The 25469-nt window shown below is 72.1% G+C and carries 22 protein-coding genes; 12 read left to right on the plus strand and 10 right to left on the minus strand.

What is annotated here, in order from left to right; translation table 11 throughout:
* Window positions 1-226 precede the first annotated feature (226 nt).
* Window positions 227-598 carry a hypothetical protein gene (locus ACFVHI_RS10325; RefSeq protein WP_363367939.1) on the minus strand — a complete coding sequence of 124 codons (372 nt, stop codon included), beginning with the start codon at window positions 596-598 and terminating at the stop codon, window positions 227-229.
* A 601-nt stretch (window positions 599-1199) separates the two neighbouring features.
* Here ACFVHI_RS10325 and ACFVHI_RS10330 point away from each other — a divergent pair.
* Window positions 1200-1568: a hypothetical protein gene (locus ACFVHI_RS10330; protein WP_380337618.1), complete on the plus strand. Its 369-nt coding sequence runs from the start codon at window positions 1200-1202 to the stop codon at window positions 1566-1568.
* A gap of 368 nt (window positions 1569-1936) precedes the next feature.
* Here ACFVHI_RS10330 and ACFVHI_RS10335 read toward each other — a convergent pair whose 3' ends face one another.
* The 4 genes from ACFVHI_RS10335 to ACFVHI_RS10350 form a co-directional block, all read right to left on the minus strand.
* On the minus strand, window positions 1937-3415 hold the full coding sequence (locus ACFVHI_RS10335) for a cytosine permease (protein WP_063351870.1): 1479 nt from the start codon (window positions 3413-3415) through the stop codon (window positions 1937-1939).
* A gap of 365 nt (window positions 3416-3780) precedes the next feature.
* A complete protein-coding gene (locus ACFVHI_RS10340; protein ID WP_380337621.1) occupies window positions 3781-4602 on the minus strand; it encodes a hypothetical protein in 822 nt (273 codons plus the stop codon).
* Entirely contained in the window at window positions 4599-5231 is a 633-nt protein-coding gene (locus ACFVHI_RS10345) for an RNA polymerase sigma factor (RefSeq protein ID WP_380337624.1), read from the minus strand. The genes ACFVHI_RS10340 and ACFVHI_RS10345 overlap by 4 nt, the downstream gene beginning before the upstream one ends.
* Window positions 5232-5522: 291 nt before the next feature.
* Window positions 5523-6740 carry an FAD-dependent monooxygenase gene (locus ACFVHI_RS10350; protein ID WP_380337627.1) on the minus strand — a complete coding sequence of 406 codons (1218 nt, stop codon included), beginning with the start codon at window positions 6738-6740 and terminating at the stop codon, window positions 5523-5525.
* 151 nt (window positions 6741-6891) lie between these two features.
* Here ACFVHI_RS10350 and ACFVHI_RS10355 point away from each other — a divergent pair, with 151 nt between their 5' ends.
* A complete protein-coding gene (locus ACFVHI_RS10355; protein ID WP_063351866.1) occupies window positions 6892-7476 on the plus strand; it encodes a TetR/AcrR family transcriptional regulator in 585 nt (194 codons plus the stop codon).
* Window positions 7477-7574: 98 nt separating this feature from the next.
* On the opposite strand, the gene ACFVHI_RS10360 is transcribed toward ACFVHI_RS10355, so the two are convergent.
* Window positions 7575-8285: a hypothetical protein gene (locus tag ACFVHI_RS10360; protein WP_380337630.1), complete on the minus strand. Its 711-nt coding sequence runs from the start codon at window positions 8283-8285 to the stop codon at window positions 7575-7577.
* Window positions 8286-8665: 380 nt separating this feature from the next.
* Between ACFVHI_RS10360 and ACFVHI_RS10365 the strand changes: the two genes are divergently transcribed.
* The 3 genes from ACFVHI_RS10365 (at window position 8666) to ACFVHI_RS10375 (ending at window position 10352) form a co-directional block, all read left to right on the plus strand.
* Window positions 8666-9715 (plus strand): trypsin-like serine peptidase, encoded by a 1050-nt coding sequence (locus ACFVHI_RS10365; protein ID WP_380337633.1) that lies wholly within the window; start codon window positions 8666-8668, stop codon window positions 9713-9715.
* A gap of 71 nt (window positions 9716-9786) precedes the next feature.
* On the plus strand, window positions 9787-10011 hold the full coding sequence (locus ACFVHI_RS10370; RefSeq protein WP_380337636.1) for a helix-turn-helix domain-containing protein: 225 nt from the start codon (window positions 9787-9789) through the stop codon (window positions 10009-10011).
* A 62-nt stretch (window positions 10012-10073) separates the two neighbouring features.
* Window positions 10074-10352 (plus strand): hypothetical protein, encoded by a 279-nt coding sequence (locus tag ACFVHI_RS10375; protein ID WP_063351864.1) that lies wholly within the window; start codon window positions 10074-10076, stop codon window positions 10350-10352.
* Between the two features lie 288 nt (window positions 10353-10640).
* Here the strand turns inward: ACFVHI_RS10375 and ACFVHI_RS10380 are convergent, their stop codons facing one another.
* The 3 genes from ACFVHI_RS10380 to ACFVHI_RS10390 form a co-directional block, all read right to left on the minus strand.
* A complete protein-coding gene (locus tag ACFVHI_RS10380) occupies window positions 10641-13457 on the minus strand; it encodes a hypothetical protein (RefSeq protein ID WP_380337639.1) in 2817 nt (938 codons plus the stop codon).
* A 324-nt stretch (window positions 13458-13781) separates the two neighbouring features.
* Entirely contained in the window at window positions 13782-14330 is a 549-nt protein-coding gene (locus tag ACFVHI_RS10385) for a hypothetical protein (protein ID WP_380337642.1), read from the minus strand.
* A 51-nt stretch (window positions 14331-14381) separates the two neighbouring features.
* Complete coding sequence (locus tag ACFVHI_RS10390; RefSeq protein WP_380337643.1) at window positions 14382-15557, minus strand: protein-L-isoaspartate O-methyltransferase; 1176 nt, start codon at window positions 15555-15557, stop codon at window positions 14382-14384.
* A gap of 523 nt (window positions 15558-16080) precedes the next feature.
* On the opposite strand from ACFVHI_RS10390, the gene ACFVHI_RS10395 reads away from it, so the two are divergent.
* The 7 genes from ACFVHI_RS10395 (at window position 16081) to ACFVHI_RS10425 (ending at window position 23405) form a co-directional block, all read left to right on the plus strand.
* A complete protein-coding gene (locus ACFVHI_RS10395) occupies window positions 16081-16725 on the plus strand; it encodes a hypothetical protein (protein ID WP_380337646.1) in 645 nt (214 codons plus the stop codon).
* A 689-nt stretch (window positions 16726-17414) separates the two neighbouring features.
* On the plus strand, window positions 17415-17909 hold the full coding sequence (locus tag ACFVHI_RS10400; protein ID WP_380337649.1) for a hypothetical protein: 495 nt from the start codon (window positions 17415-17417) through the stop codon (window positions 17907-17909).
* Window positions 17910-18311: 402 nt separating this feature from the next.
* Window positions 18312-19169, plus strand: a complete 858-nt coding sequence (locus ACFVHI_RS10405) for a siderophore-interacting protein (RefSeq protein WP_380337652.1) — start codon at window positions 18312-18314, stop codon at window positions 19167-19169.
* 180 nt (window positions 19170-19349) lie between these two features.
* Entirely contained in the window at window positions 19350-20426 is a 1077-nt protein-coding gene (locus ACFVHI_RS10410) for a hypothetical protein (protein WP_380337655.1), read from the plus strand.
* A 376-nt stretch (window positions 20427-20802) separates the two neighbouring features.
* Entirely contained in the window at window positions 20803-21546 is a 744-nt protein-coding gene (locus ACFVHI_RS10415; RefSeq protein WP_380337830.1) for an ATP-binding cassette domain-containing protein, read from the plus strand.
* Window positions 21543-22808, plus strand: a complete 1266-nt coding sequence (locus ACFVHI_RS10420) for a hypothetical protein (protein ID WP_380337656.1) — start codon at window positions 21543-21545, stop codon at window positions 22806-22808. Before ACFVHI_RS10415 ends, ACFVHI_RS10420 begins: the two co-directional genes overlap by 4 nt.
* 69 nt (window positions 22809-22877) lie before the next feature.
* Window positions 22878-23405 (plus strand): hypothetical protein, encoded by a 528-nt coding sequence (locus tag ACFVHI_RS10425; protein WP_380337659.1) that lies wholly within the window; start codon window positions 22878-22880, stop codon window positions 23403-23405.
* Window positions 23406-23546: 141 nt separating this feature from the next.
* On the opposite strand, the gene ACFVHI_RS10430 is transcribed toward ACFVHI_RS10425, so the two are convergent.
* Window positions 23547-25469: a hypothetical protein gene (locus ACFVHI_RS10430; protein WP_380337661.1), complete on the minus strand. Its 1923-nt coding sequence runs from the start codon at window positions 25467-25469 to the stop codon at window positions 23547-23549.

The raw sequence follows: 25469 nt of genomic DNA on the forward strand, positions 1-25469 counted from the left end.
GTTCGGCGGGCGCCGCGCCCGGTCGGTGACGGCCCCGGGAGACACCCGGTGCCGTCACCTCCGGAGTGCGTCCCACAACGACCGCAGCGGGGATCGGTGCAGGTATTGGTACAGGTATCGGTGCAGGGGCGAGGCCGGCCGGCGGTGAGGAAGTACCAGCCGGCGCGCGGCGCTCAGCCGCCCGTCGTGCCGCCGGGCAGCGGGATGACGGTGTCTGCGACGTGGATCATCGCGAGACGGTCCGGCCGGACTGGCTGCCGTTGTTGGTCGGGTACAGGTTCGCCCATGACAGGTTGCACGCGAACTGCCACCACGCGTTGTTCGTCCCGGCGTCGGCCACGTCGTTCCAGTTCCAGCTGTAGGTGTGGCCGCAGGTGTCCCCGGCGGTCAGGTAGAACCGCTCGTCGGTGCGGCCCGCGTTGACGTGCCACCCGACGGTCGGGCCGTTCGCGTACACCTGGTACCATGCGCCGTTGTTGCTGGTGGCGCTGTCGGAACCGCTGTCGGAGGCGGACGCGGTGCCGACGGTCGCGACGCCCACGCCGACCATCGTCGAAGTGACGACGGCCAGGGCGGCGAGAGTCTTCCTGATGCGCATGCTGTGCTCCCTTGGTGGATGAGCGTGTCGATGGCCCGCCCCCGGTGCGTGGACGTCATTGCGTGAAGTGGTGCAGCCGATCACGATGAGGGGGGTGCGCCGGGGGCGCGTACCCATGCCGCTTCCACTCCCTGCCCGCACAGTGGGCCGCCATGCAACTCTCCTTGGTGAACGGCCAGTTCGACGAGGGAGGTGCGGGGCGGCCCGGTCTCAGCATGACCTACTCCGACCGCCGGAGTCACTGCATTCGGCAGACGGACTCGAACTCGGCCGCAGTGGCGCGGCGCCTGCGCTGGTGAACCGGCTTGCCCGGCGGCCGGACGGTCGTCGGGCGCGGTCGTCACCGGCGGTCACAACGGTGGTCCCGGCTACATCCTGCTCGCCTGGTAGAGCCCGACGATCGTCTGACGCGGCACGAGCGGCTCCGGGCGGGTGACCCCGCCCACCCGTCCCTGGGTCGCGACACCCCAGCTCAAGGCGCGGGGCGCTGGGACCGGACCTGGACCGGTAGCCCCCGGACCTGGAAGCCCCGGGCGGACAGGCGTGCGAATCCAGGGTAGCGTCTCAAGTACTCGGAGTGACCATGCAGAGAGGTGAAGCCATGAACCCGATCGGCATGGGAGCCGCAGCGCTCCTCCTTGCCACCGGGACGGTGACCGCCGTTCAGGCCCCGGCCCGTGCCGCCGACCCGGCTTACGGCTACACCTGCCCTACGGGCTACTACAGCGAGGAGGTCACGATCGAGGGAGTGTTCTTCGGCGGGGCCTGCATCCCGGACCCTGCCAGCGCCGGACCCCGCTACACGTTCCGCGTCGCCTTGCTCACGGTGGGCTTCCCGAGTGGGGACCGTGAGTACGTCGACGCCACCTTGAAATGCGACGAGTTGCAATCCGCCGCCCCTGACGTCGTCGCGTCGCGCTGCGACTTGGTTGACACCGGCCTCACACCCCGGGCGACGGCGAAGGCGTAGGGCCGGCAGGGCATGGACTGATCCGGGGACCAGGGACCGGTCGTCGCGGCGTAGCGGGAGCGAAACAGACCCCCGGGCGGGCGTTCGGGTCACGTCGGGGAGTGCGGTCAAGGCGCCGGAGGCGACGTCGGCGGCCCGGCCGGAGCGGGGGTGTCCGGATTCCGTCGCCGTGGTGATCGCCTGCTGCACGGTGGCGAAGCCGCCAAGGCCCCCGAACGGATGCTGGTCGCCGTCGGCAGGGCCTGGCCGGCTGTCGGCCGGCTTCCTGGGTGTGGTGGCAGAACGGGACCGCCCGGTCGCCGGCTCGGGTGAGGCGGCGACCGGGCGGTCGAGGTGTGTCGGGTTGGGTGGTGGGCCGTGCCTCGGGATCAGGCAGTGGCCGGTTCGGGCTGCTCCGCCTGGCGGTCGGCGGGCTGTCCGGTGGTGGCGGGGGTGTTCTCCCGGGGGGTGGGGAGTGCGGCCATGATCGCGGCGGAGATCACGATGGTCGCTGCCCAGGCGAGCCCGTACCTGCCGACGGGGGTGTCGGAGAGCGGGCCGGCGAACCAGTCGCACTTGGTGAAGGCGAGCCCCAGCAGCAGGGCGAGCACCCAGGACACCATGGCCTGCCAGCAGAAGCCGCCGGTGTACCAGTAGCGGCTGTTCCTGCTGGTGTCCATGAGCCCGGCGGCGTCGTAGCGCACCGCGCGTGAGCGGCGCCGGAACATGTCCACCGCGTAGACGCCGATCCAGGCCGAGAAGGAGACGGCGAGCAGGATCAGGAAGGTGATGAAGGAGCCCAGGAAGCTCTTGGCGACCAGCATCAGCAGCAGGCCGCCGACCAGCGAGATCACGGCGTTGATGCTGACGGCCGTGGCGCGCGGCAGCTTGACGCCCATGGTCTGTGCGGTGAAGCCGGCCGAGTACATGGAGAGGCTGTTGATCAGCAGCATGCCCACGATCGCGGTCAGCAGGTAGGGCACGGCCAGCCAGGTCGGCAGCAGGTCGCCGAGGAAGGAGACCGGGTCGGCGGCCTGGGCGAGGCCGGGTGAGGCCACCGCCATCACGGCGCCCATGAGCACCATGGGCACCATCACCAGGCCGGCGCCGGAGACCGTCACGCCGACGATCTTCCTGCCGGAGGCGGAGTGCGGGAGGTAGCGGGCGAAGTCCGGGCCGGTGGGGACCCAGCTGATGCCGCCGGCGGCGATGGTCCCGATGCCGGCGATCATCATCGCGGTGGTGCCCGCGGGCTTGGCGAAGACCTCGCTCCAGTGCATGGTGGCGACCAGGTAGCCCAGCACCAGCACGCTGAAGACACCGAAGAGGTACGTCGACCAGGTGTTGCAGACGTTCAGCGCCTTGCGGCCCATGCCGGAGACCAGGAAGGTGCAGGCGACGAAGGCGAAGAGCGTGACGACGATCAGCGCGGTGTTGGCCTTGACGCCGAAGAGCAGGTCGAGGACGGTCAGCACGGCGTAGGCGCCGGTGACGGCGTTGATCGTCTCCCAGCCGAACCGGGCGATCCAGAGCACCGCGCCGGGGAAGAGGTTGCCGCGCACCCCGAAGGTGGCCCGCGAGAGGGTCGCGCCCGGCGCCCCGCCCCACTTGCCGGAGACCGACAGCACGCCGACCAGGCCGAACGAGACGAGCGCGGCGCACGCCGCGACGATCAGGACCTGCCAGAAGTTCAACTGGTTGAACACCACCAGGGCGGCGCCCATGGTGAGCAGCAGGACGCTGATGTTCGCGGCGACCCAGGTCGGGAAGAGCTCGCGGACTCTGCCCCCGCGCTCGTGGTCGGGGACGGGTTCGATGCCGCGGGTTTCTATCGCGCCGCCGGTGTCGGCGTTCGACGGGTTGTCCATGAGGGTGGCTCCGTGCGTGTGAAGCGGAGATAAATCGAACAAATGGTGCATTTATGGAACTCTTCGCGCGTAGCGCGGGAGTTGAGTCATCCTACTTTGTCCGCTTCGGTTCCCGGGCCTGGCCGGTACCGGAGGGGAGGACGTCACCCCCGCCCGCGGCCACTCCGCAAACGCTGCGAACGGCGCGAACGGCGCGAACGGCGCGAACGGCGGACCCGGCCCACGGCCAGGCCCGACGCGCTCGCGGCGTTCGCCGAGGAGGAGATCAGGGCCGGGATGCGCCGCCGGCCCGGGAGCGCGCAGGCCCGACCGGGCGCCGCCTGGTCCAGGCGCTCAGCGCGCACCCGGGAGGTCTCACCCGGGTCTCACCTGGTGAACAGCGAGCTGCCGCTGACGACGCGGGTGGTGCCGTCGGCGAGGGTGACGGTGACCGTGTCGGGGACGGCGCGGTGTGACATCGTCCCGGGCCACCAGACGGTCCAGCGGCCGTCCGCCACGGTGACCTGGAAGGTGCGTCCGGCGACCTGCATGGTGATCGCCTTCACGCCGGCCCCCACGGAGCCCTGCGCGTAGTTGAACATGGCGTCCCCGTCGCCGTGGGAGCCGCCCGTGTCGTACGTGATCGCATCGGCCGCCACGTTCTTCACCGGGTCGATCGCCTCCCACAGACCGCTGGTCTCCGAGGCGACGTAGCAGAGCATGGCCTTGCCGCCGCGGTTGACGACCATGGAGGCGACCTTGCCCCGCAGGTCCGCATTGGTGATCTTGACGGGTGCCCCGGCTCCCGGGCCGTCGGCCATCCGGTCCAGGCACCACTTCTCGGCGGTGGCGCCCGGGCCCGTCGAAGCGGCCAGCGGTGTCGGGACACCGGTCCAGCTCGCCAGCTCCGCAGAGCTCAGCGGCCCGCTGGCCCCGCCCCGCGAGGACTGCGTCACGGCCACGGCCACGACCGTACCCACGACGAGCGCACCGGCGAGGGTGACAGCCAGCCGCCGCCGAAAGCGCGGCCTGGCGGGGGCCGGGGCGGGGGTGGAGGTTGGGGCGGGGGTGTCGAGGTCGATCTGGCGCATCAGGCGCTCCCGGTGTAGGGCGTGGCGTCCTGCGGGGAGGTCGCGCTCGGCCGGCACGGGCACCTGCCCGAGCAGTTCCGCGCGCTCGACCGGCTCCTGCCGCTGTCCGGCGTTCACTGGTGTACCTCCTTCGTGGACGGGACCGCACTCGCGGACCCACCCTGGATCTGGTTCCGGTCACGGCCGGGTTCCACTTTCTTCCGCTGCGCCCGGCGCTGGGCCGTCTCGGCGAGACGGTGCAGCCGGGTCCGGGCCCGGGACAGGCGTGAGCGTACGGTGCCCACCGGTACGCCCAGGGCCTCGGCGGCCTCCTGGTAGTCCAGGCCCGCCCACACGCACAGGGCCAGCACCTCGCGGTCCGGGCGGCGCAACCGCGCCAGCGACTGGTGCAGGACCGCGATCCGCGCCGCGTCGTCGATCCGCCCGGCCACCTCCTGCGCGAAGTCGGGAACGTCCTCGCGGGCCGGCGGGAGCTGTGCCAGTACCTGCCAGTGCCGCCGGGCGGCCCGGCGCTGGTTGCTGACCAGCTTCGTGGCGATGCCCAGCAGCCAGGGCCGCAGCGACCCGCCCTCCGCCTCGACCCGGTCGTGCCGGCGCCAGGCCTCCAGGAACGTCAACGACATCACGTCCTCCGCCGTCGACCAGTCCCCGGTGAGCCGGAACACGTGGTTGTACACCGCGCGCGCATACGTGTCGAAGAGCCGGCCGAACGCGTCCCGGTCACCGGCCCGCACCCTCGCGCGCACATCTCGATCTGAAGAGTCCACGCCCCCTATCTGGTGCCCCGCCCGCTCGGGTTCCTATGACCTGCGTCACCCGCGGAACGCGCCTGGCCGCTCTACCGGCCCGCCCGCCCGGCCGTCGTCGGAGCGATCGCCTGCACTGCGATCCCGCACATCCGGACGAAGGCCTCCGGCGGATCGTCGTGGTCCCCGAACTCGCAGGCAAGGCCGCCCCCGGGCGCTTCGCCCCGCATGCCCGCCGCCTCGGCATCCAGCCCGCCGGCTGGTCCCGGGCGAGTGGCGGGCAGTCCGTGCTCAGGCCGTTGCGTCGAGGGCCGGGGGCTGCCAGTTGTACGTCCGGGCGGAGCGGTTGAGCAGGGTGCGGGCCGGGAGGAGGCCGGCGAGGGTGAGGGCGGCATCGCGCAGGCGGGCGGCGGCGGGGGTGTGGAGGGCGACGAGGTCGCCGGTACGGCGGGAGCCGGTGACGATGGCGGTGGTGCGCGGGAGGCGTGCGGCGGTGTAGGCGGGGAGGGTGGTGGCCGGGTCCGCGCCGGGGGTCAGGGCCGAGGCGAGGACGACGGCGTCCTCGATGGCCTGGCAGGCGCCCTGGCCCTGGAAGGGGCACATGGCGTGGGCGGCGTCGCCGAGGAGGGCGACCCGGCCCTGGTGGTAGGCGGGCAGGGGGTCGGCGAGGTCCCAGACGTCGTGGCGCAGGACGCGCTCGGGTTCCGCGAGCGCGAGGAGTTGGGGCACGGGCGCGCACCAGGTGCCGAACCTGCGCAGGAGTTCGGCCTTCTCGTCGCCGTCGGCGGCGCGGGCGCCAGCCGGGGCGAGGGCGGCGCCGTACACGTAGACCCGGCCGTCGGCGAGCGGGACGACGCCGGCGAGCTGTCCGCGTCCCCAGACCTCGCCCACGGCTTCCGGCCGGCGGGTGGGGGACACGACGGTGCGCCAGGTGGTGAAGCCGCTGTAGCGGGGGCCGGGGTGCTGCGGGAAGAGCAGCGCGCGGGTGGCGGAGCGGAGGCCGTCGGCGGCGACCACCAGGGCGGCGGGCCGCTCCCCGTCGGGGGTCCAGACGACGGCTGGTCCGGTGGTGCTTCCTGGGGTGCCCCCGGTGGCGCTTCCGGTGGTGCCTCCGGGGGTGACGAGGGCGGCGGGCGAGTTGGTGCGGACGGTGCCGTCCGGAAGGGCGTCGACCAGGGCGGCGATGACGTCGGCGCGGGCGACGGCGGCGATCGTGTCGCCGAAGCAGGCCTCGAAGGTGGCGGTGTCGGTACGGGCGAGCCAGCGTCCGGAGGGGTGGCGCAGGCCGACGGCGGGATGGGGGGTGGCGAGGGCGCGCAGGCGTTCGCCGATGCCGAGCCGGTCGAGGGCGCGCAGGGCGTTGGGGGCGAGGGCGAGTCCGGCGCCGACGGGTTCGAGCGAGGCGGCGCGCTCGTGGACGGTCACGGGGATGCCCTGGCGGTGGAGGGCGAGGGCGGCGGAGAGTCCGCCGATGCCGCCGCCGATGACGATTGCCTGGTACGCGCCCATGAGTGAACCCCTCTCCCGGCACTACGGCTGTAGTGACCACTTCCCCGCACCGTACTACATCTGTAGTTGGGGTGGGATAGTGTTGGCGTGAAGGGGGTTCGGGCCCGCCCCGGGTCTGGACCCCCCGAAGAGAGAGGCCAGGACCGGATCCATGACACCGCCGCGCCCGACGCTGATCGCCGACGCCGCCATCGCCCTGATCGCCGAGCGCGGCCTGCGCGGGCTGACCCACCGCGCCGTGGACGAGGAGGCCGGACTGCCCGCCGGCTCGACCTCGAACCTCGCCCGGACCAGGGCCGCCCTGCTCGACCTCGCCCTCACCCGCATCGTCGAACGCGAGACCGGAGGCCACCCGCTCATGGCCGGCGGGCCCCCGCCGGACTGCTGCCCGCGCCACCTGCTCACCCAGGGAGTGGCCGAGCTGCTGTACGGCGCGCTCACCACCGGGCGCAGGCTCACCCTGGCCCGCCTCGAACTCGCCCTGGAAGCCACCCGCCGACCCGAACTACGCGCCGGCTACGACCGGCTGGGCGCGCGCTTCACCGACACCGCTGCCGCCCTGCTGGCACAGAGCGGCTCGGCCGACCCGGCGGCCGACGCCCGACGGCTGATCCGCTGGTGCGACGGGCTGCTGTTCAACGCCACAGCGGGAAGCGGACACTGGCACGTGCCGACACCGGAAGACCTGTGCGGCGAGGTGGCACACTACCTCGCCGCACTGCTCGACCAGGACTGACCGGCCGGGACTGGCCGGTCGGGACTGACCAGTCGGGACGGACCGACCGCCGCGGACGCAGGCCCTCGACGCGGCGGGCTTCGGCTACCACCGCTGCTTCAGTTGGGTGTTCGCTGTTTCCGCCAGCGGGCCTGGTGGAAGATCGGTTCGACGGCGACCACGCAGAACGCGTGCATGGGCTGGTCCGTGCCCCTGGGGTCGAAGAAGCCCACCATGTCGCCGAGGAAGCTCTCGCCGTGCTGATGGACGTGGGGGTCTTGGGCGACGCGGTCGCCGGCGGCGGTGAGCCAGTCGCCGATCCAGAACAGCAGCTCGGCACGGGCGGTGATGACGATCGTCGCGGCGTACTCGGCGAAGCGGGCGGGGTGGCGATCGGCTCGGCGACGGACGTCGTCGGGACGGTCGGGAGACCGTGCCGCTGGGGCGGTCACCCTCAACGGCACCGAGGCGCGGCGCATCCTGTGCCGCAGATCCGGCCAGTCGGACGGCCGCAGTCCCGTGTCCTCACGGGCCAGGAGCATGGGCATCGGATGGGTGTCGCCGCCGGCGGAGGCCATCGGATGGGCGCCCGGTGGGACCGGGATGTAGATCGCGCTGTGCGGGCTCGCCGCGGCGACGCGGAACAGAGCGCCGAGCCGAAGGAGATCGGCGCGGCTTGCGCCCAGATACCCGACTCGGTAGTCGGGCGGGCGGACGAAAGTGTTGCGGAGCATGGGACCAGTGCTCAGGATCCGGCTGAGCCCGGATTCGGGATCGGCAACAGGGTGGCTCGTCACCCGCAACCGCATCCGACCGTCGCCAACCCCCATGCGCCAAGTACAACACGCGCGCCAGTGGCCTCAAGCTCCTTTTTTGCGAAGCCCTGGGAGCCCCTCGCGGTGCGGAGCACAACCATGGTCCCGACGGACCTCGACAAGCCCGTCGGCCGCCTCTCCGTCGGCCGTGAACTGCGGCTGGAACCGGGCCGGAGCGCACACCCGGCACCGGTACGAGGACGAGACGTCGTTACCGGAACCTGACGGTACCGATGGAAGAGCGAAACGCGCCCCAGACCAGGACCTGACGTTCTGTTCCTACAGTGCCGGATATCCGTGACGCGCGGGGCGGACCGCGGCCGCCCCCGCGTACGGACCGCACCTGAACGCGAACCGCATCCGACGCGAACCGCACCCGACCGAGATGGGCAACGATGTCAGCCACACGCCGAGAACTCCCCCGCGGCCTCTCCGCCGCAGCCGCCCTCCTGCTGAGCGCGACCACGGCAGCGGCGGTGCTGCTGCCCACCGCGGCCTTCGCCGCGGAACCGGACTCCGTCACCTCGCACGCCGGCGCCACGACCGCCCAGGAGCGCAGCCGGATCGACGCCTACTGGACCGCCGCGCGGATGAAGCTGGCGGGCGCCATGGTCCCCGAGATCACCCCCGTGCCCGAGGACGACACCACGCCCGACGATCCGCGTCCGCTCCCGCCGAACACGCCGGACCCCGGCGCCGTCTGGACCCACGGCGGCGCGGTGGACCGGAGCGTCGGCCGGCTCTTCTTCACCTTCTCCGACGGCTACGACGGCAGTTGCACCGCGACCGTCGTCAACAGTGCGAACCGCAGCACCGTCGTCACCGCGGCGCACTGCCTGCGGGGCGTCGGGGCTCCCGCCGCCGACGACACCTGGCAGCACAACCTCTACTTCGTGCCCGGCTACCGCAACGGGACGAAGCCGCTCGGCGGATTCAGCATCAAGTCGACGGCCACGTCGTCCCGTTGGGACGCCGATCCGGGCAGCACGACCTCGAACGACGTCGCTGTCGCCGGCTACGACACCGGGGTCCTCGTGGCGAACCCGTCAGCCGAGGGGCGCCGGATCGCGGACGTCACCGGAAGCCAGCGGATCGCGTTCACCGAGCCCGCGGCGGGCGAGTTCATCCACACCTTCGGCTACCCGAAGGACCGGCTCAACGACCCCAGCGCCAAGTACGCCGGTTCACGCATGATCCACTGCGCCGGACCGGACCGGCCGGCCCCCAAGGCGCCCCTGCTGTGGGGCGAGTCCTGCGACATGACCCACGGGGCGAGCGGCGGCCCGCACTTCGCCCGCTTCGACACCCGGACCGGCGCCGGCACCGTCGTCGGCGTCACCACCACCACGGATGACCTCGCGGGCGGGCAGCCCGGCACGCTGTACGCCACCCGCCTCGGTGACAGTGCCCACCGCCTCTACAGCTGGGCCCAGGCGCGCTACTGACTTCGGCGCTTCGGGGTGATTGGCCTGTTCATGTAGCTGACTGATGGTCATCTGCACGCTATGCCGTAGGTATGCGATATGCGGATGGGGGCGGGCTGACGGCGAAAGGTCGCCAGCGTCGCGAGGAGGTGCGGCTGGAGGCCGCCGGGTTGTTCGCCGATGGGCTGGGGCCGCCGGAGGTTGCCCGCAGGTTGCGGGTGAGCTCGAAGTCGGCCTGCCTGTGGCTCTGCGGCCCGTTCGTGAACCGACCTGATGACCTCAACCATTGCTCTCCTCTTGATCGGAAGTTGCGGTAGTTCTCGCCAGAAGCCCGGCGGGGTAGGCCCCGAACTGTGATTTCGGGGTAAGCACCATCCCCTTGGCTCAGGGCAATGACACCATCCGCGTCCGGGCCGGCCTGGACTCGCAGCTGTTCGACCTGACACTTCGTGTCAGCAATGTGCCGCAGGCTCTCCTGCAGGCCGGCGAGTTCGCCGAGCCACTGCATTCATTGGGTCTCCCCGGGGCGGCGGGTGTTGATCTCGATCTCGAGCAGCCTGGGCTCTTGGACGAGGTCGAGACGGAGCATGGGGCACCTGACACGGGCTCATCCGAACTATGGCCTGTTGTGAAAGTGCTGGTCACAGCCATTCGTTGATGGCTGTGACCAGCACGGTCGCTTCGTAGCGGACGGCAGGTTTGTCGTATCTCGTAGCGGCGGCCCGTGGCGCTTGAGTTGGCGGCTCCTTCTGGAGGCCCCCTTTTCGCCGCCCCGGCGGCCTGCTGATGGGTCCGGTACGGAGGCCGCCCTGTCCTCTTACCCGCCGGCAGCAACTCCTCCAGTCGGATCCACTGTTCGTCCGTCAGGCCTCCGCGCCCCGCGCCAAGATCATCACAAACCGCGATCAGAGTTTCCAGGGTGTCGACGAACGGCTCCTCGCCGGCGTCATCGCCCGTCCCCGGCACGTAGTTCGGTGGCGATCTGGCGCCGGCCGGCGACCAGCGCCTCCAGCACCACCGCGACGCAGGCCACCAGCGCCAGGCCCACCGTGGGCAGTAGCACCGGCACCACCGTGGGCGACAGGGCGTTGCCGACCTCGGCACCGACCAGCGTGGAGATGTCGAAGGCCGAGCCGAGCAGTCCGACCGCCGCCGCGGCGACCAGACCGCCGCCAACGGCCGCCGCCAGGGCCTGTGGCAGTGCCTCGGCGATGATCAGTGCCAGCCCCTGCCGGGGCCGCAGACCCATGGTCCGCAACCGGGCGAGCACCGCCGCGCGGTCGGGCGCGGCCTGGAACAGCGTCAGCAGGACGGCGAGCAGGGCGAACCCCGCGCCGGCGAACGCCGCGTACCGGAACAGCCGCCCGGCGGCCTGCTGCAACGGGTCCTCGGCGAGCTGCGCGGCGTACTCGCGGCTGCTGCCCACCGTGTACCCGGGAGGCAGCCCGTGGGTGCCCCGGCCCGCGGCCGCGGCGTCCTCCGCGATCAGCTTCGTGATGCCCGTCGGCTGGGTCAGGCCCCGCTCCAGGAGCGTCGCCCTGACCTGGTCGGGGTCGAAGTCGCCGACGCCGAGCCATTTGTTCATCCGGCCGAGTTCGGGCAGGCGCTGCGCGGCGGGACCGGCGGGTACCACGACGAACGGCAGACCCGGGTCCGGCAGGGCCGGGGTGGCGGTGACGACCCCTGCGACGGTGGTGAGCAGGTCGTTACCGGTGAGCAGGTGCACCTTGGGCGTGCCGGTGGCCAGCCGCCCGGCCAGGTCACGGCTGAACAGTGCGGGCACCGGAGTGTCGGCGCCGCCGGGGGCACCGGCGAGCTGCGCCGCGTTGAACTCGCCGGCCCCGATGCTCCGGGCGATCTCCGCGTACGCCCGCGGCTCCGCGACCACCAGGACGGCCTTGGTGTAGTCCTGGTCGGCGCCGATGAACAGGGCCCTGGAGTCGACGCGGACCCCGGTCGAGGTCCGGACTCCCGGCAGTTCGGCGGCGGCCTTGGTGAACGACTCCGGCAGGGTGGCGTAGTCCGGGACGGTGATGGCGATGTCGCCGCCGGTCGCGGCCCGCGCGGCACGCATCCGGCTGTGCTCCACGGTGTCGAGCACGGTGGCGCCGAAACCGGTTGTGGTGACGGCGATCAGCAGCGCGAGCACCGGCAACGGGGACCGCCGCCGACGACCCGAGCCGTCGCGGGCGGCACGGGCCAGGCCCAGGAACCCGATCAGGCCGCGGCCGCGCTTCGTGAGTGCGGCCAACCGCCCGAACACCACCGGCACGATCCGGGCCAGCAGCAGCCCGCCGGTCACGGCGAGCAGCAGCGGGGCGGCCGCCAACAGCGGGTCCACGTCGGACCCGGCGTGGCCGACGCCGCGTCGGCGGACCTCGGCCACGGCCACGACGGTGACGGCCACAACGGCGAGTTCGCCGATCACCCGGCGCAGGGTGCCGATCACCCGGCCCCGGCCGCGGGCCACCCGCTGACGCGACCACAGCAGGGCGACACGGGCCGGGAAGGCCAGCAGGGCGAGCAGCGTCGCGGCGAGGGCCGCCAGTACCGCGTGCCCCCACCGGGGGGTGGGCAGCAGCAGCACGGCGAGCAGCGTCCCGAGCGCGGCGGCGGGCAGGACGGTCACCGCACCCTCGCCGAGCAGACGCAGCACCACCCCGCGGCGTGAACCACCGCGGGCGTACAGCAGCCGGATCTCGGTGGCGCGCCGGTCGGCGCCGAGGACCGCGGCCAGGAGCAGCACCACGGTGGCGACGCCCGCGGCACCTGCCGGTCCGATCGCGCTCAGCGCCATCGCCGCGTGGTAGCGGGCGGCCGCCCGGGCGAGGACGTCGGGCAGGAAGGAGCTGATGCGCAGGTCCGCGCGCTTGGTCGCGGCGACCAGCGCCGTCGCGGCCCGTCCGGTCAGGAAGGGCTGGACGGCGGCGCGGATCCGGTCGAGCCGGTCGGCCCGCAGGGAGCCGGGGTCGACGGGCAGTCGCCAGAAGTCCTCGACGGTTTGGCCCCAACCGGTCAGCGCAGACAGGCTTGCGCCGTCGACGAAGCCGGTGGTCCGCCAGCGGTTGTCGCCGTTGGTGCCGAGGTTCAGGCAGGCTCGGTCCGGGCAGCCGAGGCCGTCCCAGAACGGGTCGAGCGGATCGTTGACGCGGTAGAAACCGGTCACCACGGCGGTCCGCCGCCCTGTGGGTCCGCCGGTGCCGCTGTCGACTACATCGCCGAGCTTGATGCCGACGGTGTCGGCGGCCGTCCGGCTCAGCACGATCGGCAGCGGGCCGGCGGCGGGCGCGTTGCCCGGCCACGTGCCGTCGGTGAGGGTCACGCGGTCGGCAAGGCCGTGCAGGTAGGCCAGGGAGAGCCCCGGGGCGGTCTCCTCGGCGAGCCGTGCGTACCCCGGGTTGTACATGTCGTTGAACGCGGTGCGGGTGCCGTGGGCCAGGCCCGACCGGGAGAGCGGGAGCTCCCTGCCGACCCGCGCGACGAGCTCCCGCTGCACGGCGTCGAGGCCGTCGGCGGTGTCGGTCGGCCGGGCTCGGGAGGCGGCGTGCAGGCTGGTCGGATAGATGCCCTGGTGGCTCACGTAGTCCGCGAGCGCCGCGTCCGCGTTCCGGTCCGCGACCCGGGGGAAGGCCGCCGCCAGGAAGACCGTGACGAGCACGAGGGCCGCCGTGAACAGTGCCGCGAGCGGGCTCGCGCGCAGCCTGGCGCGGACCCAGTGCGCGGGGCGGAGGGCGGGCCCGGGGGTGCCGGCTTCGGTGGTCACATCTCCTCCACGTGATGCGGCCGGGCGACCGTCTTTCTACTTCCTACGGTGGAGTCCACCGGGCGCGTTCATCGCTTCGGTCCGTGCGCAGTTCAGCTGCGGACGGACAAGGCCGAGGGGCCCGTCGGCGTTCGGATCAACGCCGACCGATCGCCGGATGACCGACGATGCTGTCAGATCCGACCGGGAGGCGGAAGGGATCTTCGCGAATCAATTCCGGTCCCGCCGGGATCCGTTGGACTTCTCTCCGCTACCTACAGGTCGAGCGGACAGCCCTTGACACTGACACCAGCCGACATGTCGTCGGACGGCCAGCCACCCGGGTCAGGGGAGAAGCGGCCGGACGGCCAGCCATTCCTGAAGCTGGTCGCGACTGCGACCGGGTCGTAGGTGTCCGATGATCAGGTCGAGGTGACCGGTCAGGTTCTTGAGGCGGCGTAGCTCACCGATCTGCTCGGCAGGCAGGGCCCGCCAGCGGGCGCCCAGAGCGCCGGCCTTCGCAGGACTCAGGGTGAGTTCGGCGAGGGTGTCGGCGGCGAGAGCGTCAGGGTCCCAGTCGGGGTCCTGGGCATCGGGGCCGAAGCGGTCGATGATCCACGCCCGGAGCATGAAGTCGTTCTGGGCCATGCGTGCCTGTTCCCAGGGGGCGTCGCCGTGCAGGCGCGCGTTGACCCGCAGGGACAGTTTCCCCCATTGCTTGCGCTCCGCCGGTCCGAGGCCATCCTCGGAGCGGTACGCGCGCAGGGCGCTGATCTCCCGGATGCCCTCCAGCTCGCCACGATGCCGACCAGGACGCTCGGCGAACGCGGCGAGCTGGTCGAACGTCAACACGCTGAGGTCTTCGGCCGGTTCACTTGTCGAGGCGGTGTCCATGGACATCAGCCTGTACCACTGAACGACTGACCGCTCGGCCGGCCTCCCCGGTCAGCGTCCGACCGGGGCGACCGGGGCGGCCTGTGCGACAGGCCAGCGGGGGCCGCCCGGGCTGCCCTGCCACGCCCACTGCTTCTCGGGGGTGACGGTGATCCCGTAGTCGTACAGTTCCGGCGAGCCGAGCGCCTCCCACTGGGACCAGGCGGTCATCACCTCGTCGCCGATCCGCCGCGGCCCGCCCTGGAACAGCACCGCGCCCCCGTCACCGTCCGCGGACAGCGCCGCCCACGAGCGGTCGCCGTCGTGGAACCAGACGTTGGCGCCGTCCTCGCCCCGGCCCGTCAGCACGACGGCGTCCGGGACGGCGACCCGCACCGCGAAGCGCAGGTGCCAGTCGTCGGCCAGCGGCGCCGGATCGCGTTCCACGACCCGCCGCATCTCGGGCCCGTCACCCTCGCGCACCGCCGTGTACGTGGCGTGGTCACCGCGCGTCGGAGCCGGCCCGCGCCGGTCGGCCATGAACTGCGCCAGGCCCTGCACCCAGCCCGTCGCGCTGCGCCCGTCGTCGGCAACGGTGAGGGCGACGTGGCCGAGCCTGCCCCAGGGGTAGACGATCCGGCCGCCCGGCTTCGTCGCCTCCACCCAGCCCCACGGGACGGCCTCGACGGCGTAGGTGGCGTGGAGCCGGTCGACCCTGGCGCCGCCGGGCGGCCCCGTGTGGGTGGCGTCGCCGGCCAGCACCTCGGCGTCGACCCCGGCGGCCCCCAGGCGCCCGCGGGCGAACGCCGCCAACTGCTCGTCGACCTCGGTCGACACCACCCGACCGGGTCCGGCCCGCCAGGCCGCCAGAGCACAGGTCCAGCCCTGCCCGCCGCCGACGTCCCACACCGTGTGCCCGGGCTCGAGCATGAGGCTGTCCAGCATGTCCGCCACCACGCCGGGCGCCGACAGACTGGAGGACGGCAGACCGTCGGTGACCTGGGTGATCGCCGCGCCGTTGACGTCGCCGTACAGCTCGTCCGCCCACCCGCCCGCATCAGTGGCGCGGTCCATCGCCACGTAGGCGCATTCGTCCCAGCGCCACAGCCGATCCGGTGCGAACAGGTCGCGCGGCAGCGCGGCCATGGCCTCGCGCAACCACGGCGAGTCCTCGGGCCACGCCCCGCCCTGCTCCATCGCCGCGTCCATCCGCACCCGACGCACCACCAGGTCGGCGTCGGGGCTCACGACTTCTTGTGCTTCCCGCCCGACGGCGGCGCGGGAGGCACCTGCCCGTCCTGGTTGCCCGGCGGCGGGCTCCCCTTCTCAAGCGGCGCCGGCGGCTTCTGGTGATCGCCCATGCTGCTCCCCTTCCACGTACACGCTGACTGGCCGACCATCCTGGCGCAGCCCGGCGCCGGCCGGTAGACGGCGTGCGGTCGCACTTCGAGGGCGTGCGGGTCTCGGGCGCGCGCATCCCGGGAGCGCGGCCAGGTACAGGCAGAGCCGGAGCCCGACATGCCGCAGACAGCTCCCGCCGGGCGCCTCGCCGCACCGCAAGTACGGCGACGGAGCCCGCCGGGCCGCGGCAAGCCGTCAGCGGCGGTGGGCCGCACATGTCATCGCCCTCGTGCTGCTGGCGGAGCAGGCCCGCGAGGAACGGTGCCTTCTCCGGCAGCGGTACTGGTGCCCGGTGTGTAGCGGCATCCTCCAGGCCGGGTTCGGGACCGGCTCTCGCTCAGTTCGTCGGCCGCGTGGGATGCTGCCCGGCATGATCAACTCTCCTGATACCGAAGCGCCGGGTGGGGCCTGGTCGTTCGCGGCGGCGCGTGAGCCGGCCGAGTTCCCCCTCGTCGGGGTCAACGGTGTGCCCGGTGTCGGGCACGCCGGGGACGGGAGGCGGACCCTGTGCGGGATCCGTGGCCAGTACCTGACGTTCTTCCTGCACCACTTCGAGCCGCAGGACCTGGCCTCGTGCCGGAAGTGCCGGGCGCTGGCCGAGGCGGCACCGTCACGGCCGTGCGGGCAGGAACGCCTGCACGACCTGCTCCTCCAGGAAGCCGACGACGGGCCGCTGCGGACGGACCTGCTCGCCGCGCTGCGCCGGGGCGCGCGGATCGCGTTCTGGGGCACCGGCCCGGCACACGGCCCCACCCGGTCCTACGCGCGGCTCGACCGGATGACGGAGGAAGCCGGCCCGGCCGCCGAGGCGCTCGCGGCGGCCGGCACCTCCGTCACGCTGGCCCGCGTCGAGGACACCGACCAGCAGTACCTCGTCGTCCTGCCGCCCGACGGCCGCGCCCGCATCGCGCGCGGCCCGGCGACCGCCTCTCCCGCCGCCTCGCCCACCCCTCCTGCGACGCCACCGCCCCCTCGGAACGCAGCGCAACCGGGCGACGGGCGGGACGGCCCGTGAGGCCTGCCCCGGTCCCGGCCGGCGCGAACCGTTCGGACCGACTCGACCGGCCGTTGCCTGGCCGCCGTCGACCCTTTCGTCGCCGACCGGACCGAGGAGAACCGGACCGTGGTGCGGGAGGCGTTCCTGGCCATCCCGGCGCCTCGTAGCGCCGATACGCGCTGGGCGACGTGGACAGAAAGGACGCACCGCTTCGGGTGCCGGTGACAGGGCCCGGGCGTGGCAGGGCAGCCCGGCTCCGGCCGGGAGCTGCCCGGGACTGCGCAGGGCGGCAGTCACGGGATGGCCATGGGCGACGTGGGTGGTGTCTACGTCTTCGTCTGCCGTGCTTGCCCCCGCTGGCCCACGATCCACCGGTACGACTGCTGAACTCCCGCGAGTCGTGGCGTTGCCGGCCCGCGGTGCTGGCACACCGGCCCGAGCGCTCCCGCAGTCGCTCGGGGTGCCGGCTGAACCTGCCGACCGGCCGGTGGGGCTCGATCATCGTCCGCTGGTTGTCCGCGAGTTGGTGACGCGTCACAGCCCACAGTCCTCCCTGTTCCGCTCTCGGAGGAGGGTGGAACCACAAGGCTGGTCACAACCTCACACAGGCCCTCATTCCCGTACGTCGTGGCGGTTGGTGAACCAACGAGGTCCGCCATCCCGTTGAGACATGTACCTGACCGCCCTCCGATCGAGAGTTGGCTGCCATGACCTCGAAGCGTGTTGTCCAGTCCTCCGTACTGACCGCCGTCCTGGCGCTGAGCGCAGGCTTGGCCCTGGCTCCCGCGGCGCAGGCCGCCACCCCCGACGCCGGAACAGCGCAGTCGGCCACCCCGACGGCGCCCGCCGGCTACGCGGTGCGCAGCACCAAGGTCACCCTGTCCAACCAGACCAGCAGCATGCTCTACCTCGGCTCGGCCACCCTGGCCCACGGGTGCTGGACCGCCGGCAGCCCCCTGCCCCCGAGCTACATCCTGCCGAACGTGGCCCCCAGCTGGAAAACCGAGTCGTGCGGGTTCCTGACGGGTACCGAGGGGCAGATCAGCTTCGGCGTGGACACCTGGAACGGGTTGATCCACTGGAGCAATCCCTATGCCGGGTCGAACATCAACGAGTGCACTGTCGGCGCGGGCCTCACGTGCGAGGTGATCGGCGGCAAGGGGAACACCGCCGAGGTCACCTTCGTGGTGCGGCGCGCCTGAGGCCCGACCACACCTGGTCGTGCGGAAGCCGCCCTCCTCGCCGTCGCCGCCCGCCATTCGTCCTGCCACGATTGCGACTTGATCGGGCGTCAGGTTCCCTCGGTGGTCTGTCGGAACTGTCTCGGACAGCGCGCCGGTTCTGAGCGGACCTCTGCGAGCGGCGATCTCGGTCGTCGACTCCCGGCCGGCGCGCGGCGCGGTCTGGCTGCGCCGCACCGGCCGCGGAGGCATCCGCGAGCCCTTGCTGCGTCCGCGACCCGAGGCGGGGCTGCCAAGACGTCGCGCTCCCGGTCGTGGACGGAATGGGGATCGGTTGCCGCCCCTGAGTCGAGCACCGCCTCAAGAGTGCTAACTTAGGCAAGCCTAACCAAGAAGCGCGATCACACAGCCCAGGGGGGCACCATGGCAGACCAGCCGACCCGCCGGACACCGCAGGCCCGCGAAGCACAGGTGCTGCGCACTGAGCGGATCACACCGCACATGGTGCGCCTGGTCCTCGGCGGTGCGGGGTTGGAGGACTTCGACGCCACCGAGTTCACCGACCACTACGTCAAGGTGCTCTTCACGCCCGAGGGCGTGAGCTACCCGGAGCCCTTCGACATGGCGCGGATCCGCGAGGAGTTCCCGCCCGAGCAGCGGCCGATCACCCGGACGTACACCGTGCGGGCCTGGGACCCGGCGCTGCGCGAGCTGACCATCGACTTCGTGGTGCACGGTGACGAGGGCCTGGCCGGGCCATGGGCGGCCCGCGCACAGCCCGGCGAGACGGTGCGCTTCCTGGGCCCCGGCGGCGGCTACGCCCCCGACCCGAGTGCCGACTGGCACTTGCTGGTGGGCGACGAGAGCGCGCTGCCCGCGATCGCCGCGGCGCTGGAACGGATGCCGGCCGATGCCGTGGTGCACGCCTTCGTCGAGGTCGCGGACGCCGCGGAGGAGCAGAAGATCGTCTCGCCCGCCGGGGCCGAGATCAGCTGGCTGCACCGCGGCGCGCGCCCGGTGGGCGAGGCGCTGGTCGAGGCGGTGGGCGCGCTGGAATTCCCCGCCGGGGCGGCATCCGCGTTCGTGCACGGCGAGGCAGGCTTCGTGAAGGAACTGCGGCGCCTGCTGCGCGTGGAGCGGGGCATCCCGCGCGAGCGGATGTCGGTCTCGGGCTACTGGCGGTCAGGTCAGAGCGACGAGGCCTGGCGGGCAGCCAAGCGCGAGTGGAACGCCCAGGTGGAGGCCGAGCAGGAGCAGGCCGAACAGGAGTCGACCGGCTGATCCGCGCCGCCGGGTAGCCGCCCGCACCCCGCCTCCGCCCGTACCCCGCCCCGCCTCCGTCGGCGCTGTGCACGGAATCGTTGTCCTCGCCGCGCGCGCCTCCGGCCCAGTACCGGTTTCATGATCGCTGAGGGAGAATTCCAGCAGGCCAATTCGGCGCAGTCGACTGGGGGTTGGGCGATGTCGAGGCTCTTCGGCGGGCGGGGCGGCGGCAGGGGAGACGAGGGAAACGAGGGTGCGCAGGAGCTGGCCAGGTCACTGGCCAGGCAGGGGGCCTGGGGCGGTCTGTGGAAGCTGGTGCTGTCCCTCCCCTTCCTGCAGGTCGTGGCGGCAGCCGCCCACCTGAAGCCGTCGCGGTGGCACCCGCAGGGCATGGCGGAGCGCCAGCTGGCCCAGTTGCTGGCCGAGACCGACCGTCGTGAGGTGGCGCGGGTCAGCGAGTCGGTCCACGCGTCGGCGTCGAGGGTGCTGCCGTCCGCCCTCAACGCCGCCGGCCCGGTCGGCTTCTGCCATCAGCTGCCGCTGGCCGCGATCAACCTGATCGGCGAGGACCTCCACCAGTGCCGGATCGTGGCCGTGGACCGTACCGGCGTCCTGAACGAGTTCTACGAAGGCCCGACGAACCATGTGTCGCTGTGCTGCGTGGACGCGGAGACCGCGGTCGCCCTGCGCGAGTTCGCCGCGGACGACCACCTCGGCCACGGACCGATCAGCGCCATCACGTTCACCGCCGACTCCCTGATCACGGCCGGTCTGGACCGGGGCCTGCAGCGGTGGCAGGTGGTCGGCGACCGCCTGCGCCCGCTGCACCCCGCCTCGTTCCCGCCACCCAGGGCCCTGCACAGGCTCAGCCCCGTGCCCGCCTGGGACCTCCTGATCGGGGACGGCGGCAACGAGAACTTCTTCTACGACCAGACGTCCCTGGACAGCCGGACCTCGCCGTCCTTCCTGGGCTCCCTCGACACCGGCATCGGGCACTTCGAGTCAGCACCGTACGGCAGGCTCGCCGTCTACGAGGGCGGCCTGTTCCCGCCGACCCGCGAGAGCGCCGACGGCTTCTACTCCACCGTGGTCCTCGACCTCGACCACCTCCTGAACCTGCTGGCCAGACGGCTGTCGTCGCTCTCCCGTGCGGACGCCGACCGATCGCGCGCCACCCGCGCCGACGCCGACCGCTACCCGCTGTCGGACTCCGCCCGGAACGTCCTCGACTGCCTCGAAGCAGCCGCCGAGCTGGTACCCGAACTCGCCCGGTGACCCCGCGATTCGTCCACGTCTACTACCAGCCAAGGCGGCGTCCTCCCATCGATGTCCCCACCGACCGGGCACCTCGCTCGCGCCGGAGCCCCGTTCGACGTCGGCGGTGGTGCGCGCCGGCCCGTCACCGCCCCGGGACCCGCACCCCCACCTCGCCCAGCACCGCTGACCGCCTCCTCCTCCACCTGCTGCGCCGCATGAATCCGGTGATGCACATTAATCCCCCCCCGTGAAGGCCTCGTACATCGGCGAATCCGGCGCCAGGACGCACGGAGTGCCGGAATTCATGCGTACAGCGCCTGCCGGGAATTCGCGGCCGGTCGACTGGACTGCGCTACATCTCTCACCAGCTCAAATGCAAAGCAGATCGGTGATTATGCCTGTTCAAGTAACTGACTGCTCCTTCGGCTACCGCAAGGGCTCCCGAGTTCTGGACTCCTTCAGTCTCAGCCTGGGAAGAGGGTGCAGTGTGCTGCTCGGCCCGAACGGCGCCGGCAAGTCGACCCTGCTGGGTCTGATCGCTTCCGCGCTCAGGCCCGAGACCGGCCGCATCACCCTCGACGGGCTGGACACGAGCAGTTCCAAGGACCTCAAGGCCTACCGCCGAAGGGTCGGCTGGCTCCCTCAGCAAGTGCGGCCGGTACCCGGTCTGCGGGTGCGGGAGCAGGCAGCCTACGCGGGCTGGCTCAAGGGCATGTCGCGAAGTGAGGCCTGGGAGCGGTCCCAGCGGGCCATCGACAAGGTCGGGCTCACCTCGCTCGCAGATCGGCGCAGTGGGGAGCTTTCCGGTGGTCAGTTACGGCGGCTGGGCATCGCCCAGACCTTGGTGCACGATGCCCAGGTCGTGCTCCTGGACGAGCCCACCGCGGGACTCGACCCGGTGCAACGCGGAGTCTTCCGGGAGCTGATCGGGGAGCTGCGCCACCTCACGAGTTTCGTCGTCTCCACTCATCAGACCGAGGACCTGGCCGAGATCTACGACTCGGTCGTCGTCCTCGACCGGGGAACCGTGCGCCACCAAGGGCCCATCGGGTCCTTTCTGGCGCTCGCGCCGCACGATGCCTCCGCGGAACGGCGTGCCGAGACCGCCTACGCCAGCATCGTCACCGGGGAGGTGTGACCGTGCCCTGGCGCAGCATCATCCGGATCTCGTCGGCACTGCGGGCCATGCCCGTCCTGCTCGTGTGGATCGCGATGTACAGCGGCAACATGGCCGGCTGGATCACCGACGGCTACTGGCCTTCCGTCACGGCCCAGAGCAGTTTTCTGCTCAACTTCACGGCGCCCGCCGTCGCGGCCTGCGGGGCCTGGGAAGGCCTCAAAGTGCGCCAGTCCGCGGTCCTCCGTGCGGCGCCCACCCGTTCCGCCGCCGCAATCGCCCTCTCCGTCCTGGCCCCGACCCTGGCACTCGGCACGGTGTCCGTCCTGGCCGCCCTTGCCCTGTTCGTGCCGCAGGCCAGCGGCTTTCCGGGCTGGTCCACCCCTGTCATCATCCTGCTGGAACTGCTGGTCGTCCTCGCGCACACCGTGGTCGGTTACGTTCTCGGACAGGTTCTTCCGCGGCTGCTCGCCGTACCCCTGGCCCTCGTCGCCAGCTTCCTGTGGATGGCCTACCCGTCGGCGCTCAACGTCTTCTGGGTTCGCCAGCTCAACGGCCGGAACCTCACCGAATGCTGCGCGCCGGACCAGGTGCCGGCCACCCGGGCGGTCCTCGCGCCGGTCATCGTAGGTGTCGGGATGGTGGCCGCCGCCTGGATGTGGACGAGGCTGCGAGGGAACAACCGGCTGACCGCCATCTTGGCGTTGGCGGCCACGACGGCGGCGGGGGCGTGGATCGCCGCACCGCTCGGCTACCGTGCGGCGCAGGCACGCCCGGAAAGCGAGCAGACCTGCACCACGACGGCACCGCGGGTGTGCCTGTGGCCCGAGCAGCAGGCCGATGCCGCCCGTATCACCGACTGGGCGGTCGAGGCCCAACAGCGTCTCCATACTGTCGGTCTGGCGCAGTCCGCGACAGTGTCACCGTTCTCCGCCCGGCCCGGCAAGGACGAGGTGCAGTCACTCGTCGCGCTGGGATACATCCCCAACCGGGCTCCCGACTGCGCCAAGGAGCCGTTCGCCCGCTGGCCCGGCTCCGAGGCCGTCGCCCCACTGTCGTCCTGGCTGAAACTCACGGCCGGCGTCACCCCCAAGTCGGTCGAAGGCCGTTATCGACCACAGGAGGTGCAGATCGCCCGTCAGGTCATGACGCTCCCGCACGACGAGCAGCTCGCGTGGTTCCGGAAGAACGCGGACACCTTGGGCCGTTGCGACGCCAAGCCGGCTCTGGACCCCGTGCAGTACCACCAGCCGGGCGCGCCCTCCTTCCAGGCGGCTCGATGAGCTGGTGGCTGCGCATCAGGTACGTCCCCGCCGTCGCCATCGGCCTGCTCTCCTGCATCCTGCTGGGCAGTGGCCGACTCCGTGACGGTTCCCATCCCGGTGGTGATCGGCGGGCTGACGTTCGACCTGCCCATGTCCTCACTTCTCCCTCTGGTTCCCGTCTGCCTGATCCTGGAGGGCCAGGCCCGCGCCGACGGCGTTGCGGAGCGCGTGGCGGTCCGCGCCATGGGTGGATGGGACGCGGCCTTCATGGCCGTCTGCGTCCTGGTCTGCGCGCTGGCCGCCGTCGTGGCATCCACGGCGGGTGCGGGCAGCGCCGCCACCGCCCTGGCCCGCGACTTCGCCGGCTACCTCGGCCTCGCCCTCATCATCCGGTGGCTCGGGGGAGCACGCCTCGCCACGGTGGCCACCGCGCTGTTCCCCTTCCTGTGCGTCTCCTTCGGCCTGGTGCACAACAGGCCCGGCATCTGGGCCTGGCCACTGCACGACGCCTCATCAGTTACCGCTTCCACGCAGGCTCTGATCCTGCTCGCCGTCGGCGCCGTCTCGCTGTTCCTCCCCCCGCTGCGCCGACACGACGCCGTCAATGACGAGTGACGGTCCCTCTCCGCTCGGGCCAGTCGGGATGCCCGACGGGCCCGAGGGGTGCTGGAGCTGGAGACCGCAGCCGTCCACCTGGTGCGGGGATCGGTCCCGGGCCGGGTGTGTGCAGTCCAGCCGGGCGGCGGCAGGGCGGGTTCACACCTGGAAGCTCTGGATGTCCGATGTCGTGCTCGTGAAGCCGTTGGTCGAGATGACCCTGACCTGAACCTGTGTCCCCGGGGGGAACTGGCTGTGGTCGATCGTGATCGTCGGGTTCTTCAGGCCGACCCCGACGGTCTGCCAGGTCCGTCCGCCATCCGTGCTCACCTGGGTCGCGAAGGTCTGACCGTCCTGCGGGGCCGGGCCGAAGTCCAGGGCCAGCCCGACGTTCCCGTCCTGCGCCGTCGTCGGGCGGGCGCCGCGCAGGGCCGGGGCCGGGGCTCCGGGGCGGAAGGTGTCCACGACCTGCCCTCCGACGAGCAGTTCGACGGACGCCGGATCGGCCCCCACCGGGAGGACCTCGTCGACCAGGCCGGTGCGGTCCTGCCCCGGCTCCGGGTCCGACGACAGCTTGACCGTGACCGGGAAGTCCTGCGGCGGTGCACCGCCTGCCTGCTGGATCCGCAGCACCACCGGCACCTCGCCGTCCGGGCCGGCGCCGTCCGGCTGCCCGGCCCGTCCGGCGGGGGCCGGCTGGGCCGGTTGTCGGGCCGCGGCCGACACCGGATTGACGAAGCGGATGTCACCGGCGCGCTGGGTGAGGTTGACGGTCCCGATCACGCTGACGAGCTGCCCGGTGTCGGGCCCCGCTCCCCGTGCCGCTTCGTCGGCCGCCGGCATCGGGGCCGCCGCGGTGGTCACCGAGAGTTGCGGGAACCGGTCGTCGGGGCGGCCGCCGGTTCGTGTGGTGACTCTCAGTTCGTGGGCGGCCTCGCGCAGCGGAGCCACTGGGGTCGGCGCCGGGGCGCCGGCTGCGAGGGAGTCCTCGGCCAGCAGGCGCTGGCGGATGCCCTCGTAGGTGTAGCTGCAGGGCCACTGGGAGTTGCAGTAGGTCATGACGTCGTGCCACGGCACGCCCGGCCGGGCGGCCATCGGCAGATTCAGCTGGGGGTCGCCCACGTCGAATCCGGCGTAGCTGTTCGCGTCGTTGGCCAGCTGTCCGTTCTGGAACGGGTAGTTCTGCAGGTCGTCCTTCGATTCTCCGCAGAATCCGGGGTGCTTGCGGCCGTAGGTGTGGCCGAGTTCGTGCCCGCCGTACCAGTCGGCGTACGTGCCGTCGAAGTCCCAGCCCCACGTCGCGGCACCGCACGGCGCCGAGGCGACGGTGGTGGGGTCGGGTGTGGCGGGCACCCCGGAGGCGCATCCGCGCATGAAGAACCCGCCGTCGGCCGCCTGGCCGAGGTAGTGGGTGCGCCGGTCACCGCCGGCGCTGATGTCGAGCGCGCGGATGGCGGCGAGCTGGGCGTTGGTGTCGGTGCACTGGAACGGCGGGGTGGCGGTGACGTCGATGATGGTGTGCGGCGCTTCGATGACGTCGGCCACCGGGTAGGCGCGCTTGAGCCAGCTGATCAGGAAGGTGTAGTCGATGTCCCGCGGGGTGTAGGTCACTGGTGGGTTGCCCATGGTGTAGCGCAGCCCCAGGACTCGGACCCGGAGCGGCGGGGACTGCGTGAACCAGACGGCGGTGGCGCCGGGCGGCGTGTTGAACGGGACGTCGGCGCCCGTCATGGTGTCGGTCAGGGCGATCGAGCTCACGCTGAGTGCCCCTTCGGCCGTCAGTGCGCTCGGCACGACGAAGTTGAGGCTCAGGCCGGCGTCGGCTCGACGGGTGGGTACGTCCTTGGGCGCGGTCGGATCGAGGGAGACGGTATTGGCCGAGGAAACGGTGATCGGGGTGTCGGTGGGTGATCGGAGCAGGGTCACGGTGCCGTTCACGCCGGTGGCGGGGCCGCTCGCGCCGCTCACGTAGGCGCGGATCACGGTGACCTTGCCGGCGATCAGGGTGACGCTGTGCTGGAGGTCCTGAATGGCCTGGGTGACCTCCGTGGCGTCCAGCACGGCGAGCGTCTGAGTCGTCAT

The sequence above is a fragment of the Kitasatospora sp. NPDC127121 genome (genome assembly GCF_042677305.1).
Lineage (GTDB): Bacteria > Actinomycetota > Actinomycetes > Streptomycetales > Streptomycetaceae > Kitasatospora.

Coding starts and splice junctions, on each gene's coding strand:
- ACFVHI_RS10325 (WP_363367939.1), bottom strand. CDS start 598: ATGCGCATCAGGAAGACTCTCGCCGCCCTGGCCGTCGTCACTTCGACG.
- ACFVHI_RS10330 (WP_380337618.1), top strand. CDS start 1,200: ATGAACCCGATCGGCATGGGAGCCGCAGCGCTCCTCCTTGCCACCGGG.
- ACFVHI_RS10335 (WP_063351870.1), bottom strand. CDS start 3,415: ATGGACAACCCGTCGAACGCCGACACCGGCGGCGCGATAGAAACCCGC.
- ACFVHI_RS10350 (WP_380337627.1), bottom strand. CDS start 6,740: ATGGGCGCGTACCAGGCAATCGTCATCGGCGGCGGCATCGGCGGACTC.
- ACFVHI_RS10355 (WP_063351866.1), top strand. CDS start 6,892: ATGACACCGCCGCGCCCGACGCTGATCGCCGACGCCGCCATCGCCCTG.
- ACFVHI_RS10360 (WP_380337630.1), bottom strand. CDS start 8,285: ATGGGGGTTGGCGACGGTCGGATGCGGTTGCGGGTGACGAGCCACCCT.
- ACFVHI_RS10365 (WP_380337633.1), top strand. CDS start 8,666: ATGTCAGCCACACGCCGAGAACTCCCCCGCGGCCTCTCCGCCGCAGCC.
- ACFVHI_RS10370 (WP_380337636.1), top strand. CDS start 9,787: ATGCGATATGCGGATGGGGGCGGGCTGACGGCGAAAGGTCGCCAGCGT.
- ACFVHI_RS10385 (WP_380337642.1), bottom strand. CDS start 14,330: ATGGACACCGCCTCGACAAGTGAACCGGCCGAAGACCTCAGCGTGTTG.
- ACFVHI_RS10395 (WP_380337646.1), top strand. CDS start 16,081: ATGATCAACTCTCCTGATACCGAAGCGCCGGGTGGGGCCTGGTCGTTC.
- ACFVHI_RS10400 (WP_380337649.1), top strand. CDS start 17,415: ATGACCTCGAAGCGTGTTGTCCAGTCCTCCGTACTGACCGCCGTCCTG.
- ACFVHI_RS10405 (WP_380337652.1), top strand. CDS start 18,312: ATGGCAGACCAGCCGACCCGCCGGACACCGCAGGCCCGCGAAGCACAG.
- ACFVHI_RS10410 (WP_380337655.1), top strand. CDS start 19,350: ATGTCGAGGCTCTTCGGCGGGCGGGGCGGCGGCAGGGGAGACGAGGGA.
- ACFVHI_RS10415 (WP_380337830.1), top strand. CDS start 20,803: ATGCCTGTTCAAGTAACTGACTGCTCCTTCGGCTACCGCAAGGGCTCC.
- ACFVHI_RS10430 (WP_380337661.1), bottom strand. CDS start 25,469: ATGACGACTCAGACGCTCGCCGTGCTGGACGCCACGGAGGTCACCCAG.